Here is a 19,032-nt window from a genome sequence, read left to right on the forward strand (position 1 = left end):
CTTGTGCCCTTCATCTCAAAGAACAGCCAGTCTTCATCCCCTGATCTCTGGAACTGATCAAAACGCCCCCCCGTCCTTTAATCATTCCGGCAAAGTCGCAAACGACGTATTCGCCGTGATCGGAAGAGACGGAGTACGGGTTCTGATTTGGGCTCTTCTCAATCCAGAGCTCACCCTTTCGTTCCAGCTCTTCGTGGAAGACCGAGATCGAGTGATGCGACTTCCGATCAAGAGTGAGAACCCTATCTCCGCCGCCGTAGCGCAGGAATCTGGGCAGCGCCCTCCCATGCAATACGTTAGGCAACTCCATTCGGCCATCACGGATGAAGTCAGAAGCAGCCACCTTCCATTGCTCGGGGGATAACTGAATCGAGCCAAACAGGATGGATGGGTGGTACTCAGCCGAACTTACTGATCGTATCCAGTCATCGGAGAATCCCCGCGCTTCCTGAATTTCGATGAGGTTGAGAAACGAGGATACAGCTCCGCCATCCAAGCCAGGAGTAAGTGCATTCCCTAGCAATGGAACGACCTGAGTCGACGTACCTGCGAGCCTAAGTACGACATGGCCAGAGCAAACGCTGACCTCCAATTGGCCCAATGAAATTCGACTTTGACTAGGACCCGAATTAGTACCCGAGATATCAATGACGTGGCTTGTGAAATTTGGATAGCGCGCGATGTCCGCCACCGAGTCTGGCGCGATATCCACCACTTCGGCAAATACGAGGTCAGACCTCTCATGGGAGGCGATCGCTCTTCGAATCTCCAACAAGCGGGAGTCATCCTCCGAAAGTCCGCGCATGACCGGCCTGAAGATGCCTGCGCTCGACCACCGCCGTAGTGTGTATACCTCACGCCCCCCTGAGTTCTTTTCAAGCAAGCTTATGCCGCCGGTGGCGCTACCGCCCCTACGCATGACGTCTTTGATGATGTCGTCAATACGAATCTCGAACTCGTTCGTAAGCCGGTCCAACCGAGATCGGACTCTACTGGCAACTTCGCTCGCGCTCGCAGAGAGGTCTGATGAGCGTGTGTAAACCTTGGCGAGCTTTGGCGAGAAGGGTAGACCAACTTCGGCATCAAGGACCATAAGAAGTGGAACCCAAGCGCCGCCGTGCCTGTGCTCAAAGTCCGCTTTGAAACGCGCAAGTGGATCAGAGCAACTATGGATCGCCGCCGTTGCCTGCCTCACTTCTTCCGCAATATGGGAGGGCGGGGGCTCGGCTGCAGATGACAATCGAGAAATCACGTGGAGCGGCCGTTTGCTTGAAAAGTCCTGCCCCCCCAAGGCAGTCTCTTCTTGATCCAAGAGAGACACGACTGAAGGGAAAGCTTGGCCCGAATCAATGGTGAATAAGCGCAGAGGCTTCCCGAGACCGGGCTTCTTCGCCTTAAGCTCGACGAGCAGGCCACGCTTCTCGAGAGAGCAAACATACTTACTAGCGTCCTCAATAGAGCAATCTGCTAGCTCCGACACGAAGGTACGCATATCATCGAAAGTGACCTTGTGGCTGTCGCTGAGATGCTTAAGTATGAGGTCGAGAACTTCCGTGCGTGAGATGCACTCAAGAACCTCTGTTCTCGCCTCGTCCTTCTCTCGGCAATAGTATCTGACCTCGCCATCAACTACATAGGCAGTTGGGCTGAGGATGAGCATTCTTTTGACATCGGTGTTTAAGGCACCCTGCCCGCCTGCGACAGACGAGGAATGGTGAACTTCGACGTATCCTTCAGCATGGACGCTAGATGCATGATCAAACCAACCAAGCATTCCAGTGGGCGTCGCCCGGAACGCAAATCTAGATGCATACTTGACCAAGGATGCCAAGGATCGGCGATCCAGATCTCCTGAGAGAAGGCGACCATGAAGGGAAGGGTTCGCCAATGAAAGGCTGGCCCTAAAGTCTTGGTAATCCCAGAGATCACTCTCAACAAGACCATCATGGAGGGGAATACTGCCTCCGGCGTCGGAGAGAATTCTGCTCGCAGCGTAACCACTCCATCGACGCTGGAAAATTAGCGACATTACATGTCTCCTACGAATAGAGCTTTCCAGTACGCTGGCGCCTCCGGGAACCGCTGGGTGATCCACCACAGCAGGAGGCCCCACTGCCCTCCCAGGAGACTGAACTCACCACATGATTGATCTGGACCCAAGCTGATTATCTGAGACTGAAGGATGCCGGTCGCAGTGTCCGTTGCCTCATTGATAGCCAGCTTCGTTGAGCTGAAGGATCCGCCCGTGAGGCGCTCTATCTCGGAGAGCATCAGAGCAACCCCTGCGATTCCATGGCAGAGACCATAGTCCTCGACGCCCCATAGATGCCTTTCCCGCCCATCTACTCCGCGCATGATCTCCATTGCCGCCGAAGTGAAGCGCACTTCGCTGAACAGGACTCCTGCCCCAGCAAGAACTAGTGCCGAGCACAGCGGGCCGTAGCACCACGCTAGCCGCCCAAACTTTCCATCGTTAGCGCTGTAACCGACAACGAATTTCTGTTCCTCGATCACCGAGCAATAATCTTCACAAGCCCGGCGCAGCGCGGCACAGAAGCGATCCGACACATCGGCCGCCTTTCGGCGCGCCACCGTAATGCTGGCAAGCAACGTGCCCGCCACGCCATGGGAAATACCGAGATCCTCACCAGGACGAACAGGCCTATGCAACATCGTCTCAAGCTCGAGAGCACAGGCCTTTGAGAGTTGTGACTTCTCACTGGTTGCCGCGTAGATGGCAATTCCGCTCAATCCAGTGATCATATCCAAAGGCGCGTGAAGTAGCCGCTTGGGAAGTAGAATGCTGTCGTAGCCGTCCAATTGATGCTGGATCGCTGCGGAAGCGGCGAAGTGCCTTAGCGTCCAGAAGGCTCCCGCGAGCCCAGTGAAGAGTGCCGGCCCCATTTCAGCGTCTTTCAGTTGTTGCAGCACACGGTCGATCTCCTTGGAAAGGAGAGCTAACTCATCGCGTCCTCCATCTAGAGCAAGACACGTTCCTAGCAGCACGACTCTACCTGAATCCCCTCGCGCTAGTTCGGCGGTCCTACTGGGTGGCGAATGTGCCACCGCTCGCGCGATCGCTGCCACAACCGATGCGCTATCTTGGATGTTCATCAAGAAATTCCAGAACTACTCAACGCAACTCGGGCGGGACCAGCGGATGATCAAGCTGTCCGGCCGCGAGGAAGGGGGCAGGACGCCCCCTCCCAAATGGACTAATTGCTAATTAGGCGGGACCAGGGCTGCAGACATTCATCGTGGTCGGTGCCGGGCTATCGTTATCGCCTCCACCACTGCTACCGCCACCGTTACCGCCGCTGCCGCCGCCGCCACCGAAAGCGGTGCACCAAGCAGTGGGTTGGTCGCCACCACAGCTGAAGACCGACGGCGTACCGATGATGTCGGTGAGCCAGCCTCCACCAGCAACCTGCTTCATTTCCTCTTCGCTCAACCCCTGCAGACTGCGCGCATTCAACTCAAGCTTCTTGTTCATGACAACTCCTTTTTCTTGGACAAAACGTCCCTGCATTCGCCAGTCCATCTGGCAAATTGGTGGCGGCCAGAGCTATGGCCTGAGATCAAAGCATGGAGCTGGCCTCGGTGGGCGACAGCGAATCTTCTGTGTGATGCCGACTGGGACTACGCCTAGTCTGTGTACTACACACATGGCACTCCTTGCATGTTCTTTCGGCGTCCGTGCCGCGCATCATTAGGTTCGCTATGAACCTACGAGATCACCTTCGAGAACGCAAGGAAAAATTGAAGTTGACACCAGCACTGTGATGCTCAAGAGTGGCTGCCGGCTTGTCACGCAAGGGCCGGAGTTCGATCGCGATTAGCGGCAAGTGCGCCGCAAGCCGCGGACTCCATCAGCAGTTGGAGCAGAGTACATGGATGTTGTGAGGCAATCAGAGTCGGCCGAGTGCGGGCTGGCTTGTATGGCAATGGTCTGCAGTCATTTCGGAAGAAAGGTGTCCTTGCGAGAAGCGCGCCTTTCCTATCCCAATGCGGCTCGGGGCATGACTTTGCATGGCCTTGTTGAGCTTGGTGGTCGGCTGGGGCTTGACTGTCGTCCCCTGAGGGTGGACATGGATCAGCTCAAGCTGCTTGCACTTCCATGCATTCTGCACTGGGAGTTCAATCACTTCGTTGTTCTTGTCGACGTCGGGCGGCGATCGGCAACGTTGCTGGACCCCGCGATTGGTCGGTACAAGGTGCCTCTCGCTGAGTTCTCTAGAAAGTTCACTGGCATTGCTCTTGAAGCTTCACCATCGACGAACTTTCAAGCGGCTCCAGCACCGCGCCGGGTCTCGTTGCGACAACTGACTGGAAACTTAGTTGGACTCAAGCGTGCCCTCGCATTGATCCTCGGCATATCCATCGCACTCCAGACGTTGGCGATGGTTGCACCCTTCTACATGCAGTGGGTGGTCGACTACGTATTATTGTCAGCGGACAGCGATCTTCTAACCATCCTTGGCGTGGCTTTCGGAGCATTGGTTGTTCTTCAGGTTGCGACTGGCATCTGTCGAGGCTGGGCGATTACGCATCTATCCAGCACCGTCAACATGCAGTGGACGGTAAGCGTGTTCCGACACTTGACTCGACTTCCGCTCGATTTCTTTGAGAAGCGGCAGTTGGGCGATGTAGTGTCGCGCATGGGCAGCATCCAGGCGATCCAGAAGACCATGACGACGACCTTCGTCGAAGTATTTGTTGATGGCCTGATGGCGACCATCACGCTGCTAGTAATGGCCATCTACAGCTGGAAGTTGACTCTTGTCACATTGCTAGCACTGTGCACGTACTTTATCGCCCGCCTTGCTTCCTTCATGCCCCTACGATCAGGCACTGAAGCGCAACTAGTGGCTGGAGCAAAGCAGCAAAGCTTTCTGCTGGAGTCTATTCGTGGCATCCAGTCAATCAAGATCGGTGGCAAGGAAGGCAGCCGAAAGTCTGGGTTCCAGAACCTGGTCAGCGAATCAATAGGACGTGATCTTTGGGTCTCGAGATTCTCGCTTTTGTTTACCGGCGCGAATCAGCTGATCTTCGGTCTGGAGAAGGTCGCGGTCATCTGGATCGGCGCCTCACTTGCAATGAAGGGAGTGTTCTCCGTCGGCATGCTTGTAGCTTATCTCGCGTATAAGGACCAGTTCGCATTGCGCGTATCGGCACTTATTGATCGCGCCGTTGAGTTCAGGATGTTGCGCTTGCATGGAGAGAGACTCGCGGAGGTCGTTCTCACCGAACCGGAAACAGACGATCGACCCGGATATGGAATTGATCTAAGTAGTGGCGTAAAACTTGAGATTGAAGGGCTGAGCTTCCGCTATGGAGATGGTGAACCTTGGATTGTAAGGAACTGCTCCTTCACGGTAGAGCCCGGTCAGTCTGTCGCGATCATTGGCGCTTCCGGTGCGGGGAAGACAACGCTTATAAAACTACTCCTCAGCGTCCTTAGACCAATCGAAGGAACAATCAAGGTCAATGGCCACAACATCGATGACATGGGTGTATCAAGATACCGCTCATTGATTGGTGCAGTAATGCAGGATGACCAGCTTTTCGCAGGATCGATTCGCGAGAACATTTCGTTCTTCGATGACAACATCGATGAGAACAGGATCCTTGAAGTGGCGAGGCTTGCAGCCATTCATGAGGACATAAGCGGACTGCCAATGGGTTATGAAACTCTGATTGGTGATATGGGAAGCACACTATCGGGTGGCCAGAAGCAGAGGATTGTTCTAGCACGTGCTCTTTACAGAAAACCGAAACTGCTGATCCTGGATGAAGCCACGAGTCACCTCGATGTGCGTCGAGAGCACTTGGTGAACGAGGCTGTTAAACAGATGGACCTAAGTCGCATCATTGTGGCTCATCGCCCAGAGACGATTGCTAGCGCTGATCGCGTCATTGTTCTTGAGAACGGACTGGTAAGCGATGTCGCTCAGTACGATCGTTCGCCCCTCAGATTTGTGGAGGAGGCGACGTCATGAGCGCACTTTTTCGAAGGGAGGCGATAGACGCTAGACGCGATTCATGGCTTGGAACGATATCTGTCTCGCAGCCCCTGAAACTCTGGGTACTAATGCTGATTTCACTAGCTGCCGCGATAGGCATCATCTCCATCGGATGGTTTGGGGAATACAGCAAAAGATCCCGGGTGACGGGACAACTTGTGCCTGACTTGGGTTTGGCTACGGTGGTGGCACCCTCAGGTGGTCTCGTATCGAGCGTGGCCGTCGAGGAAGGTGGGTCTGTGCGGAGCGGTGCAGCCCTTGTCCTGATGAGCATTCCTCGTGCTATTGCCTCAGGCGAGGATTCTCTCGATGTGGTTCAGAAGCAGATGACTATTAGGCAGAACGAACTTAGTGAAAGCATGAAGGCTCAATCGAGCCAGATCATACTGCAGCGAACCGGCCTGCTGGATCGCGAGCAGGGGCTTGCTAGAGAGATCGCTAACCTTGACCTCGAAATTGGGACTAGGCGGGAGCAGGTCCGGATCGGCAATGAGGTCCTGGGCCGCTATCGGCAGCTTGTGGGCCAGCAGTACGTGAGCATTGTGCAGCTGAATCAGCAAGAGCAATCCGTGCTTGAACTGACGAATGCCATGCAGGTCCTTGAGCGACAGAAGATTGCGTTAAGTAGAGAACTGAGTGATGTTCGCCAATCCATCCACGAGATACCATTTCGCCAGCGAGCTCTTTCCGCCGGAGCAAACGGCGACTTGGCACAGCTTCGTCAGGAGCAGGTGCAGACACGCGCCGGCGGAGAGGTTTTGGTTCGAGCGCCAGTAGCAGGTTTGATTGCCAGCAGGCTGGTAGAGCCAGGGAAGTCGGTTGTTGCAGGCGAACCCCTCCTGAGTCTTTTGCCTGAAGGGTCTATGTTACAAGCTCAGCTTCTTGTTCCTAGCTCGGGAATAGGCTTTGTCCGGGAAGGGGACTTAGTCCTTCTGCGTTATCAGGCCTACCCCTACCAGAAATTTGGAGCCCATGAAGGTCGCGTTCTGAAGATCTCCAGAAGCGCGATCAGCTCTGCGGAGGCTTCTGTATCAGAACCGGTTTACAAGGTTCTTGTTTCCCTGCGCAGCCAGACCGTCCAAGCCTATGGGCTACAAGAGCCGCTAAGGCCGGGTATGCGGGTTGACGCTGACATCGTTGGCGATAGACGAAAGATCTACGAATGGGTGCTGGAACCTCTTTACTCTGTCTCTGGGCGCCTGTTCGGCGCCAGTTAGAACTAGCACGCAGAGGCCCGGCGATTCCTTCCGCTTACCTCTAGCAATGCTGCAGGTTTGGCCCGAGGGGGCCGATACGACATCCACGCTGAGGCGTCACTTGGGGCCCAGTGATTCAGAAGCAGACTGACATGGCAAAGCCCTCCCCTCAGTAGAGGGCTCTGGAAGCGAGTTTTCATTGTGGCGGATCCGGCCCACAATTGCTGGGCGTCGGCGGCTGGCATCAGCCCACCTAAAATCTCCCTCGGTCGTTCCTTGTAGCATTCTCATCGCTCCAGCATTGGCGTCCTGCATCTACTCAGCTGCCGCTCGTGCTGCGTGTGTACGCCCTCCGACATTGCTGGCAGGGCGTTCCCCAATCTGCGCTTGCATTCCTCAAGCCAGTCCGCAAATTCCCCCCTAGCAGATCAAACTAGCAGCTAGCACCAGCCACAGCCACAGCCACAGCCACAGCCACAGCCACAGCCATCCTAGATCGATGGCGCGATCTTGGCACTTCAGCGAGGCGACTCCTGATGCGCAGCGATATCTGTTCAGGGAAAAGGATCGCCCTTGACCAGAATCCCCCTAGGCGTCTCACCCGCAATGCCCGATGGCGCCATGCCGAATGCCTGCCGCACCATCGAACATCCATCTGCAGGAAACCACACATGAGCCTGGCGCTGGTCCACAGCCGTGCACGCGCCGGGGTCGATGCCCCGCTGGTGCGGGTGGAAGTGCATCTCTCTGGCGGCCTACCCGCCACCCAGATTGTCGGCCTGGCCGAGACCAGCGTGCGCGAATCACGCGAGCGCGTGCGTGCCGCCCTGCTCTGCGCGCGCTTCGACTTTCCGCAGCGACGCATCACGCTGAACCTCGCACCCGCCGACCTGCCCAAGGAAGGCGGGCGTTACGACCTCGCCATCGCGCTGGGCATCCTGGCGGCCAGTGGCCAGGTCGATCCGCAGTCGCTGCTGCAGTACGAGTTCCTGGGCGAGCTGGGGCTGACCGGCGAGCTGCGACCGGTGGCCGGAGCGCTGCCGGCGGCGATTGCTGCGGCAGACGCCGGGCGCATTCTGGTGGTGCCGCCAGGGAATGCCGCCGAGGCGGCGCTGGCCGAGCACGCTGATGTGCGCGTGGCGCGCACGCTACTGGAGTGCTGTGCCGGGCTGGGCAATCCGCGCCTGCTGCCACCCGTGGAGCGCGTGGACACGTCACCGTTGCCGCTGCCCGATCTGGCCGACGTGCGCGGGCAGGCGCATGCGCGGCGCGCGTTGGAGGTTGCCGCAGCGGGGGGTCATCACCTTCTGCTGATCGGCAGCCCTGGCTGCGGCAAGACGCTCTTGGCTTCGCGCCTGCCCAGCCTGTTGCCGGACACCGAGGAAGCCGAGGCGTTGCAGCTGGCCGCGATTGCCTCAGTGAGCGGTGAGGGGCTGGACCCAAGACGATGGCGGCAGCGGCCCTTCCGGGCACCGCACCACAGTGCGAGCGCGGCGGCGCTTGTGGGTGGCGGCAATCCGCCCTGCCCTGGCGAGATCTCGCTGGCCCATCACGGTGTCCTTTTCCTCGATGAGCTTCCCGAGTGGAATCGAAGTGCGTTGGAAACCCTGCGCGAGCCGCTGGAGTCCGGCCACATCCGCATCGCCCGCGCGGCACGCAGCGTGCAGTATCCCGCGCGGTTCCAGCTGGTGGCGGCGATGAATCCCTGCCCCTGCGGCTGGGCCGGTGACCGCAGCAACCGCTGCCTGTGCAGCGACGAGCGTATCAACCGTTACCGTGCGCGGGTGTCTGGTCCGTTGCTGGACCGTATCGACCTGCATATCAGTGTGGCGCGCATGGACGCAGTGGAGCTGCGGGAGAGCACGCCGCTGGGGGAGCCCAGTGCTGCGGTACGTGCACGGGTGGAAGCCGCCCATGCCAAGCAGCAGGTGCGTGGCGGGCTCAACGCGCATCTGCCGCCGGCGGCACTGCGGGCCTGTACCCGACTGAGCGAGGCAGATCAGGACATGCTGGAACAGGCCATCGAGCGCCTGCAGCTGTCGGCGCGGGCGATGCACCGGATTCTGCGGGTGGCGCGCACGATTGCGGATCTGGCGGGTTGCGAGGTGATCCAGACGGCGCATCTGGCCGAGGCGATCGGCTACCGACAGTTGGATCGGGGAAAGCCCTAGAAGCACCGTCCCGAGTGGTCGCTGGTAGAGTCGACTGTTAGTCGACTCGCGCGCGCAGCGCGGTCTCTTGGTGGGCCGACGCGAAGGGCAGTCGACTAACAGTCGACTCTACCAAGCGCGGGTCACGGCAGCGGGGCAACCAAAGCGGGTCATGGCCCTCCGGGCGACGTCAAGGCCGTCCCCGCGCATCACGCTGCGGAATCCACCCGTCCCCGCTTCGCCAGCAGCGCCACCCGACGGCTGACCAGCGCGTGCAGCTCCGCCAGCTCCGACGCCCGGCCAGCCGTCATGTTCCCGCCAAACAGCACCCGCGACAACGCCGCCTCGTCGCTGTCGTCCGGGTGCTGCCAACGGTCGCGATACACCTTCTGGCACACCAGCCACGCTTGAGGCAGCCCCCCGCCGGGTAGCGGGCGGACCATGCGTTCGTAGACCTGCCAGAACTGGTATTCGGCCCGCAGGTCGAATGCGAGCGCCACGGACAGCGCTTGCCGGGGCCGTACTGGGCCTCGGATGCCGAACAACCGGGTTGGCGGGGTCTGCTGTGCCATGCCAACAGAATGACCCAGCAACATTGTGGGAACCTTGCGTCGCCGTCAGAAAATCCCTGTTGATTGCGCAAGGCGTGCTTCTGGCAGGGGTCAGCTATCCACGCATGGCGTGGATCTACCTAGAACGCCATCGAGGTACTGAACATCAGCTGCCGTGGCGCGCTGCGCTGCAGGGTCTGGTAATCCCCCGAGAACGACGAGCCGGCAATGGTGGCGGTGCCGATGTTGTGGCGGTTGAACAGGTTGCTCACGTCCAGCCGCAGCTCCAGCCCCGGCATCGCGCTATCGGCACCGAAGCGGTAGGCGGCGTAGGTGTTGACCTGCCAGAAGGTCGGCACGCGGATGTCGTTCTCGTAGGTGAAGGGCTGGCGCAGGTACGAGGTGCTGGTGGCACCGAAACGCCAGTCACCAAAGTGGGCGGACAGGTCGCTGACCAGCGAGATCTGCGGGTAGCCCGGCTGGGCATTGCCCTTGATCGGGTACACCGTGTCGCCCACCACGAAATCACTGTCGTAGTACGAACGGGCTACGGCCACGCCCTGATAGAACTGCAGGTGGTCGGTCAGGTCGGCGGTGATGCCGAGGTCGGCACCGATCACATGCATCTTCGGCATCAGCCGAACCGTGTTGATCTGCGCGAACTGGGTACCGATGGCGGCCGACAGCAGGCGGTTGCGGATGTCGTTGTAGAACACGTCGCCGGTGATCGTCAGCCGATCGAAGCGATGCGACGCGCCTACGGTGAGGTTCCAGTTCTTCTCCGGGCGCAGCGTGCCGGCCACGCGGTCGAACTCTTCCTGGTCGGTGATGGTCCATGCCGAGGCGGTGTAGCCGATGTTGCCGCGCTGGGCCACGCGGTAGCCGTTCATGGTGTTGGCCAGGTCGATGAAGGCGTCGGTGGATTCGGTCGGGCTCCAGAACAGCGAGACGTGCGGCAGGAAGTTGCTCTTCGCGCGCAGCGTGCCGTTCACCGGCCGGTCCTTGGCATCACCCAGGCCGCCACCGCGGGTGCGGAAGTCCACGGCCTTGAAGCCGACACCCAGCTTCAGCGTGTCGTTCAGCACGATGCCGTCCTGCAGGTAGAACTGGCGCGAGCGGGTCACCCAGCTCGATGCGTTGTCGGTCTTGAATGCGGGCCCATACACATCGAATGGGCCGGTGGCCTTCAGCGGCGGGCCCTCGCCCAGCAGTGGCTGCTGGTACCACTCGGTCTTGGCCGCGGCCTTGCTCTTCTCCTGCCAGAAACCGGCAGTGAAGGTGTGCGCGCCGGTCTCGAACTGCAGGTTGACCATGCCGCCCAGGCGGTTGAGGCGCGGCGTCTGTACCTGTTCGGAGAACGGTGCGCCGTTGGGCGACGGTACGGTCGGGTCGGTCAGCGTGGCCTGGGTGTGGCTGTTGGCGTTGTACAGCTGCACGTTGCCACTCAGCGCCGGGGTGATCTGGAAGCGATGGTTGATCGAGGAAACGCGGTCGCGGGTGGTCTGGCCGGTGTCGTACGGAATCAGTTCGGACAGCTCACCGCAGGTGTAGGCGCCGCAGGATTTGTCCGCGTTTTCCGGCGAGGCCACGTACCACGCCCACGCATAATCGGGATAGAAGATGTCGGCCTTCCAGCCCAGCTTGCGGATCATGTCGAAGGAGATGTTGTTGTAGCCCCAGACCTTGGCCTTGCTGTCGGACAGGAACACGGTGACATCGCCCCAGGCGACGTCCTGCTGCAGCTTCAGGTCGCCGCGCAGGAAGTTCTGCGTGCCCTCGCCCTGGTACTTGTCGGTGGACACGCGCTGCAGGTCGACCAGCACTTTCGGGCCATGCTCACCGAGCTGGCCGCTCTGCCCGGACACGGTGGTGACCAGCGTGTTGTTGCTGCCCACGCCCTGCTTCACGCGCAGGCTGGGCGTGTCCTGCAGGTCGCGCAGGCGGTATTCCAGGCTGCCGCCGTTGACGCTGCTGGAGAACACGCTGACCGGCGCACCACCGGGGCTGACTGTGATCGCGCCGATGCCATCGGGCACGCCCACGTTCACCACGCTGGTGCCGGTGAGCGAGAGGAAGCCGTTGTCGTTCAGCGGCACACCCTCGAAGGTGATGCCCATTTCGTTCATGCGGAAGCCGCGCACGAACAGGCTGGTGGCCGAGATATCCAGGCCCAGCCCGTCGGTGGCGGTGTAGCTGGCACCGGGCACCTGTTTCAGCATGGCCAGGCCGTTGTTGCCGGTGACCATCGCGTCGAGGTCTTCGGCCTTGATGATGTAGCGGTTGGGGCCGATCACCTGGGTCGGTGCCACGGCCGCACCGCGCGGTGTGGCAATGACCTGCAGGGCATTGAGCGTGGTGGGCGTGTCGAGCGCGGCGTCGTGCGCGTCTGCTGCGTAGGCAGGTGCGGTGATGGCCGCGATGATGGCCAGGGCGAGGCGCGTCGTGGGTGGGGTGTTCATGGCAGTAAATCCGTGTGCAGGGAGAGAGCGGCGCAGGCGCACGCCCAGCGCGTTGCAGCACCGGTGTCGGCGCCCTGGCTGGCGATGCGGTTGCGTTGGGGGTGACGGCGCAGTGCGCGCCGGTCAGTGGCAGAGGAAGACGATCCTCTGCCTCAGAATTCGATGGCGTGATTTCAACGTGCGAAATTCTTACATCGCACTGCCGCATCCGCCATTGCACCGTGGTACAGCGCCGATGGCGGTGGGGATGGGTGGGCTATACGTGGGTATAGCTTCGGCGTGGTGGGGGCCGACCTTGGTCGGTGCTCGTGTGCCAACCAAGGTTGGCACCCACCGGGGCGGATGAGGTGGGCACCTACCAGGGCATAGGGACGCGTGGTTACTGCAGGACGAAACGCTCGATCGCGCGCGCCACGCCTTCATCGGCATTGCTGGTGGTCTCGAACCGCGCCACCGCCTTCACCGCGTCGATGGCATTGCCCATCGCCACGCTGGTACCGGCGTACTGCAGCATGGTCAGATCGTTTTCCTGGTCGCCGATGGCCATCACGTTGGCGCGGTCGATGCCCAGATGCTCGGCCAGCTTCTGCAGGCTCGGGCCCTTGCCTGCGCGGTGGTCGAACACTTCCAGGAAGTACGGCGCGCTCTTCAATACCGCGAAGCGCTCGGTCAGTTCGCTGGGCAGGCGCGCGATGGCGGCATCCAGTACCTCGGGCTCGTCGATCATCATCAGCTTGATGAAGGACATCGACGGGTCCATGTCTTCCACGCGGCGATAGGACAGCGGCATCCGCGAAAGATGCGAGTCGGCCACGGTGTAGTAGCTGATGTCCTGGTTGGGCGTGTACATGCGCTGGCTGTCCAGCGCCTGGAAGTGCACGCCCAGGTCGCGGGCGACCTGCTCGCAGAACAGGAAGTCGTCGAAGCTGAGCGGATACTCGACCACGGTTTCGCGCGTACCGATGCGCTGCACCAGGCCGCCATTGCAGGCGATGCAGTAGTCGTCGTTGCCGGTGATGCCGAGCTCGTGCAGGTACGGCGCCAGGCCCGGAACCGGGCGGCCACTGGTCAACACGATGTGCACGCCCAGCGCGCGCGCCTGCGCGATGGCCTGCCGAGCGCGTGCGGTGAGCTGGTGCGATGGGTCCAGCAGCGTGCCATCCATGTCGATGGCGACCAGTTCGATGGTCGATTGCCTGCGGCCCATGTCCATTGCGTTCAACTCGTGCGGGGCACGCCAGTTTACCCCCTCATGCCCGGTTCACCTCTTTGCCCACGTTGGCCGGGATACTTCAGGGGCCTGTGCGTCCCCCACCGCAAGACGGCCCGCTGACCGCCCTTCCCTGGAGAACCTTGCGACGCATGACCTACCGTGCCCCCGAAACCAATGACAGCGCGCCCCTGGCCCAGCAGATCGAGCAGATGATCGAGGAGCTGCCCGGCGACCAGGTGCGCGTCGGCACCCTGCTCAGCGCGCTGGGCGATGAGGGCCTGCTGCTGATCGTGATCCTGCTCTCGGCCATCTTCATCATCCCGGTGTCGATTCCAGGGCTGAGCACCGTGTTTGGCGCCTCGATCCTGTTGATCGGCCTGAGCCGTGTGCGCGACCGCCCGCTGTGGGTGCCGCAGAAGCTGGCGCGCCGCGAGATCGCCACCGACAAGCTGAAGGCCAACCTCAGCCGTGCGCTGAAGTGGGTGCACCGCATGGAGCGGCTTTCGCGGCCGATGCGGCTGGCGGTGATGGTGCGCTCGAAGAAGATGATGCGCCTGAACAACCTGATGCTGGTGTTCGCGACCCTGCTGCTGATGGCGCCGGCCGGGCCGATTCCTTTCAGCAACACGCTGCCGGCACTGGCGCTGATGTCGTTTGCGATTGGCTTCATCCAGCGCGATGGCGCGGCCGTGGCGGCCGGTTATGGTTTCGTGGTGGCAACGGTGGTGTATTTCGGCGTGCTGTTGGGCGGCGTGGGGTTTGCCACCGAGTCGGTGTTCAGCGGGTTCCGCAGCAGTACCGCCGAACTGTAGAGCCGAGCCCACGCTCGGCTGCTGTTCGCTCGGTGCACGGAAACCCGCGCGCTGCGCCCCGTAAGCCGAGCATGGGCTCGGCTCTACAAAGGTCGGATCCACAGCAGTCGAGCGTGGCTCGACGCTACACAGCTATTTCGCCGACACCCGCCACACCACGTCGCCCACGTCGTCGGCCACAAGCAGCGCGCCTTCGGCGTCCATCGCCATGCCCACCGGTGCACCCATCAGGGTCTTCTCGTCCTTCGAGGCGAAGCCGCTGACCACGGTCTGCGGCCGCCCGGTCGGCTTGCCGTCCTTGAACGGTACGTAGACCACTTCGTAGCCACTTAGTGGCGAACGGTCCCAGCTGCCGTGTTCGCCGATGAAGGCACCGCCGTGGTACTGCGCCGGCAGTGCCTGGCCGGTATAGAACAGCAGGCCCAGCGGCGCCACGTGCGAGCCGATCGCGTAGTCCGGCACGATCGCCTTGGCCACCAGGTCCGGCCGCTGCGGCTGCACGCGCTCGTCCACGTGCTGACCGTAGTAACTGTAGGGCCAACCGTAGAAACCATCTTCTTTCACCGAGGTCAGGTAATCCGGCACCAGGTCGGCACCGATCTCATCGCGTTCGTTCGCAACAGCCCACAACTTTCCGGTGCTCGGCTCCCAGTCCAGGCCGGTCGGGTTGCGGATGCCCGAGGCGAAGATGCGGCTGCCACGGGTGGCCACGTCCACTTCCAGCACCACCGCACGGCGGTATTCGACGGCCAGGCCGTTCTCGGTGATGTTGCTGTTGGAGCCCACGCCAACATACAGCTTGCGGCCATCACGGCTGGCCAGCAGTTCCTTGGTCCAGTGGTGGTTGATGGTGCTGGGCAGGTCGGTGAACTCGCGGCCCTTGTCCGACATGCGGGTTTCGCCGGGCACGTAGTGGTACTGCATGATGTTGCCGGTGTTGGCCACGTACAGCGTGTCGCCGATCAGCTGGATGCCGAACGGCGAATGCAGGCCCTCGATGTAGACATGCTGGGTCCACGTGTTCGTTCCCGGCGCGCGGCGCAGCAGGGTGACCCGGTTCCCGCCCTTGCCGGCCTTGCCCGAGCGCGCTTTGACCTTGCCGGCAATCCACTGCTTGGGCGTGGTGACCGGTTCTTCGCCGGGGCCGTTGCCTTCCACCACCAGTACGTCGCCATTGGGCAGGGTCAGCAGGCGCCGCGGATGCTGCAGGTTGGCGGCGATGCGCTCGATCTTCAGGCCCTCGGCCACCGTGGGGGTCTGTCCATCAGCCCAGCCGACGCCCTTGGGCACCTGCATCGGCGGCATCAGGAAGTTGGCCGGCTTGGGCAGCGGCGGCTGCGGGCCCGACTGGTCGGCGGGATGGTATTCAGCCTTGCCGGCGCAGGCCGACAGCATCACGGCCAGCGCCAGGGCGCCCATGGTGGGCAGGATGTGCTTAGCCATGACGACCTCCCTGGAGCACCGGCGGCTGCAGTGACAGCAGGATCAGGCCCAAGGCAATCAGGGCCACGGTCAGCGCCGACAGGATCGTGCCCGGCACCGCAACGGCGTACGCATCGCGGCTGTGCACGAAGGCGTTCCAGATGGCCAGCACCACCGCGACCAGGTTGAGCAAGAAGTCGATGCGGTCGATGCGGGTGGCCGTGCCGTTGCGGCGCCAGACCGCGAACAGGTTGATCAGGCGCGGCACGATGGCGATCAGCAGGCCGAAGGTGATCAGCCAGGCGGCTGCCTTGCCCCACATCACCTCGGCGCTGTTGAGATAGATCGCGTCGAAGATCAGTGCGCCGACGAAGAAGCCGAAGGGTATCGGATTCAACAGGCTGAACAGCGTGGTGCCAAGGCCGCGATGGGCCTGGGCGAGCGGATTGACCATCATCGTGCTCCGTGCGGAAGGGTGCACGGGCTGTAGTAGCACAGCGCGATGTGAGGGCGCGCGATGACACATGGTAGATCCACGCCATGCGTGGATGCGGGTGCCAGCCAGGGTTGGCGTCCACCAGATGCGGGGCTCGGCAGTCGTCATTACCCCGTGGCATAAGCGTTTGTGACGCAATCGGCACATCTGCAGATTGGGTGTGTGAAGAGGTAGGGGGTTCTTCGTTGTGTCGCGTTTGGCTCGTTGCGATGGGGCAGTTCCGCCCCGCCGTCCTGCCATGCCGATTCACAACAGAAGGATTCGTGTATGAAGCGACACACGCAACGCTCCGCGCCACCGCGCTCTGCGCGCCTGGCCCTTGCCACTGCCCTGGTGCTGGGCAGCCTGGCCGTCACCGCCCAGGCCCAACAGGCCGATCCACTGGCGGGGATACAGTGGCACCTGCTCAACACCGGGCAGACGGTCCCGGCTGACACCCTGCCGGTGGCCGGCAACGACCTGAACGTGGATGGCCTGTTCCGCAACGGCATCCGCGGCCAGGGCGTCACCATCGCCATCGTCGATGATGGCCTGCAGATCGCGCACCCGGACCTGGCCGCCAACGTGGCGGCGGTGGCCGGCAAGAACTTCACCAATGGCTCGAACAACCCCACCCCGACCAACCCGGATGTCGACAACCACGGCACCATGGTCGGCGGCATTGCGGGCGCGGTGGGCGCCAACAACCTGGGCGTGCGCGGTGTGGCGCCGGCGGCGACGCTGAAAGGCTTCAACCCGATTTCGCGCTCGGCCCTGGGCAACCAGCAGAGCAACATCGAGTACGCCTGGTGGGACGGCGCGGAGTCGGCCGACGTGCAGGTGTTCAACAACAGCTGGGGTGCCGGCCCGGGCAATCCGAACCTGCCGCTGGCGTACAGCGAAAACACGATTCGTTCGTACGAGCAGGCACTGTCGGGCACGCGCGGTGGCCGTGGCGGCATCTACGTGAAGTCGGCCGGCAACAACTTCAACAATGCCTCGATCAGCCAGACCCAGGATGTCTGCACCACCGACACCAAAAACCGCAATACCGGCTGCGTGCCGGCCGGACGCGATCCGCGCAACAACCTGTTCAACGTGATCACCGTAGGCGCGGTGCGTGCCGATGGCGTGCGCTCGTCCTACTCCTCCACCGGCTCGGCGCTGTGGGTCTCGGCCTTTGGCGGTGAGTACGGCCTGCAGGCCCAGTACGCCCCCGGCCTGGTGGCACGCGCGTACGACCCGGCCATCGTCACCACCGACGTGACCGGATGCGCGCAGGGCAGCAACACCAACACCAACCGCCAGAACACGCTGGACAGCAACCTGTCGGCCATCGACAGCACCTGCAACTACACCGCCAAGATGAACGGCACCTCGGCGTCGGCGCCGATGGTCTCGGGCGTGGCGGCGCTGGTGCTGGAAGCCAACCCGAACCTGTCCTATCGCGATGTGAAGTACATCCTGGCCACCACCGCCACCCGCAACCACCCGAACCAGCCGGCGGTGACGCTGGCCGACGGCCGCACGCTGGTGCCGGGCTGGACGGTGAATGCTGCCGGCCGTGCCTACAGCAACTGGTATGGCTTCGGCGTGGTCAACGCTGCACGTGCAGTGCAGGTCGCCGAGAACTTCCAGCCGCTCGGTGCGCTGGTCGACAGCGGCTGGCGCAACACCACGCGTACCGTGGCCATCGGCAACACCTCGGCTGCCGCCGCACGCCTGACCTTCCAGTTGGCCAACGGCGCGCGCAACATCGAAAGCGTGCAGCTGGGCTTCCGGGTCAACCACCGCAACACGCGCCAGCTGCAGTTCGTGCTGGTGTCGCCCAGCGGCACCCGCAGCGTGGTGCAGCCGGCGTTCACCGCGATCGGTTCGGGCACGGGTGGCGCGCAGAGCAACTTCACCAGCTGGGACCTGCTGTCCAGCAATGCCTTCCTGGATGAAAATGCCAGCGGCACCTGGACGCTGGAAGTGACCGACATGGGGCAAGTCGCGACCGCAGCTTCGCGCGGCAACCTCGAATTCTTCAAGATCCGCGTTCTGGGGCACTGATGATGAAGACCACCATTCTGTTGAGCACGCTCGCCTTCGCGGCGATGACCTCCCCTGCCTGGGCACAGAGCTCGGGGCAGACCCCTCCAGCCAGGACCCTGTCGACCGTGGACGCGCAGGAACTGAAGGCCTCCGCTACCGGCCGTTCGTTCGATGTGGGCGGCACGCGCTTCCAGCTATCCCCCTCGACCACCGTGAAGCAGGCCAGCGGCGGTCAGTTCACGATCACCCCGCAGGCGGCGGCGACCACCAGCTCGCGTACCAAGCGTACGCTGGATGGCGCAGCGGCGGCGCCTGCTGATGCCGGTGCCGGCAAGTTCGCGGCGGCGGTCTCACGTGACGGCGCGCCGGTGGTGGCGACGTCGCGGGTCAAGGTGTTCTTCACCGATGCAGCCTCGGCCCAGCGCGCAGCCGCCGCCACTGGCGGTACCGTGGTGAAGGTCTCCAAGGCCTCTGGCCAGGCCATCGTGGAGTACCCGTCGGTGAACGCGGCGCTGGATGCGAGCACCAAGCTGCTGTCCACCGCCGGTATCCGCGCCACCGAGCCGGACGTGGTGCAGTGGGAAGAGACCAAGTAAGGCGTTGAGTGGTGCCCCGGCCGGTTGGCTCTCCTGGCCGGCCGGGGATGGGTGTGTGGGGAAGTGCCGACCAACGGTCGGCACCCACCGCAGTGGAG

General features: G+C 62.0%; 14 protein-coding genes. 6 read left to right on the forward strand and 8 right to left on the reverse strand.

From position 1 onward, the window contains the following. Positions 1-10: 10 nt before the first annotated feature. From BN1263_RS01160 to BN1263_RS01170, 3 genes are all read right to left on the reverse strand, one after another. Positions 11-2,029 carry a lantibiotic dehydratase gene (locus BN1263_RS01160; RefSeq protein ID WP_080398754.1) on the reverse strand — a complete coding sequence of 673 codons (2,019 nt, stop codon included), beginning with the start codon at positions 2,027-2,029 and terminating at the stop codon, positions 11-13. Next, on the reverse strand, positions 2,029-3,114 hold the full coding sequence (locus BN1263_RS01165; RefSeq protein WP_080398755.1) for a lanthionine synthetase LanC family protein: 1,086 nt from the start codon (positions 3,112-3,114) through the stop codon (positions 2,029-2,031). Before BN1263_RS01165 ends, BN1263_RS01160 begins: the two co-directional genes overlap by 1 nt. 112 nt (positions 3,115-3,226) lie before the next feature. Beyond that, a complete protein-coding gene (locus BN1263_RS01170; RefSeq protein WP_058978957.1) occupies positions 3,227-3,493 on the reverse strand; it encodes a hypothetical protein in 267 nt (88 codons plus the stop codon). 397 nt (positions 3,494-3,890) lie between these two features. On the opposite strand from BN1263_RS01170, the gene BN1263_RS01175 reads away from it, so the two are divergent. The 3 genes from BN1263_RS01175 to BN1263_RS01185 all read left to right on the forward strand — a co-directional run bounded on the left by BN1263_RS01175 (position 3,891) and on the right by BN1263_RS01185 (position 9,390). Next, the gene (locus BN1263_RS01175) at positions 3,891-5,999 is read left to right on the forward strand and encodes a peptidase domain-containing ABC transporter (protein WP_058978959.1); all 2,109 of its coding nucleotides are present in this window, start codon (positions 3,891-3,893) and stop codon (positions 5,997-5,999) included. Further along, complete coding sequence (locus BN1263_RS01180) at positions 5,996-7,240, forward strand: HlyD family secretion protein (RefSeq protein ID WP_058978962.1); 1,245 nt, start codon at positions 5,996-5,998, stop codon at positions 7,238-7,240. Before BN1263_RS01175 ends, BN1263_RS01180 begins: the two co-directional genes overlap by 4 nt. Before the next feature lie 650 nt (positions 7,241-7,890). Beyond that, entirely contained in the window at positions 7,891-9,390 is a 1,500-nt protein-coding gene (locus BN1263_RS01185) for a YifB family Mg chelatase-like AAA ATPase (protein WP_058978965.1), read from the forward strand. Between the two features lie 188 nt (positions 9,391-9,578). On the opposite strand, the gene BN1263_RS01190 is transcribed toward BN1263_RS01185, so the two are convergent. The 3 genes from BN1263_RS01190 to yidA all read right to left on the reverse strand — a co-directional run bounded on the left by BN1263_RS01190 (position 9,579) and on the right by yidA (position 13,592). Further along, the gene (locus tag BN1263_RS01190) at positions 9,579-9,965 is read right to left on the reverse strand and encodes a hypothetical protein (RefSeq protein ID WP_058978967.1); all 387 of its coding nucleotides are present in this window, start codon (positions 9,963-9,965) and stop codon (positions 9,579-9,581) included. 95 nt (positions 9,966-10,060) lie between these two features. Further along, positions 10,061-12,379, reverse strand: coding sequence for a TonB-dependent receptor (locus BN1263_RS01195; protein ID WP_058978969.1), 2,319 nt, complete (start codon positions 12,377-12,379; stop codon positions 10,061-10,063). Positions 12,380-12,758: 379 nt separating this feature from the next. Then, positions 12,759-13,592 (reverse strand): sugar-phosphatase, encoded by an 834-nt coding sequence (gene yidA, locus BN1263_RS01200; RefSeq protein ID WP_058978971.1) that lies wholly within the window; start codon positions 13,590-13,592, stop codon positions 12,759-12,761. 149 nt (positions 13,593-13,741) lie between these two features. On the opposite strand from yidA, the gene BN1263_RS01205 reads away from it, so the two are divergent. Further along, positions 13,742-14,404 (forward strand): exopolysaccharide biosynthesis protein, encoded by a 663-nt coding sequence (locus tag BN1263_RS01205; protein WP_058978974.1) that lies wholly within the window; start codon positions 13,742-13,744, stop codon positions 14,402-14,404. A 132-nt stretch (positions 14,405-14,536) separates the two neighbouring features. Here BN1263_RS01205 and BN1263_RS01210 read toward each other — a convergent pair whose 3' ends face one another. Then, positions 14,537-15,847 (reverse strand): PQQ-dependent sugar dehydrogenase, encoded by a 1,311-nt coding sequence (locus tag BN1263_RS01210; RefSeq protein ID WP_058978976.1) that lies wholly within the window; start codon positions 15,845-15,847, stop codon positions 14,537-14,539. Beyond that, positions 15,840-16,280, reverse strand: a complete 441-nt coding sequence (locus tag BN1263_RS01215; protein WP_021201954.1) for a DUF2231 domain-containing protein — start codon at positions 16,278-16,280, stop codon at positions 15,840-15,842. Before BN1263_RS01215 ends, BN1263_RS01210 begins: the two co-directional genes overlap by 8 nt. Before the next feature lie 309 nt (positions 16,281-16,589). Between BN1263_RS01215 and BN1263_RS01220 the strand changes: the two genes are divergently transcribed. Both BN1263_RS01220 and BN1263_RS01225 read left to right on the forward strand, forming a co-directional pair. After that, positions 16,590-18,356 carry a S8 family serine peptidase gene (locus BN1263_RS01220; protein ID WP_058978978.1) on the forward strand — a complete coding sequence of 589 codons (1,767 nt, stop codon included), beginning with the start codon at positions 16,590-16,592 and terminating at the stop codon, positions 18,354-18,356. Then, positions 18,356-18,934, forward strand: a complete 579-nt coding sequence (locus tag BN1263_RS01225) for a hypothetical protein (protein WP_058978980.1) — start codon at positions 18,356-18,358, stop codon at positions 18,932-18,934. The genes BN1263_RS01220 and BN1263_RS01225 overlap by 1 nt, the downstream gene beginning before the upstream one ends. The last annotated feature ends 98 nt before the right edge of the window (positions 18,935-19,032 follow it).

This window comes from Stenotrophomonas thermophila, assembly GCF_001499715.1.
Taxonomy (GTDB): Bacteria; Pseudomonadota; Gammaproteobacteria; order Xanthomonadales; family Xanthomonadaceae; genus Stenotrophomonas; species Stenotrophomonas hibiscicola.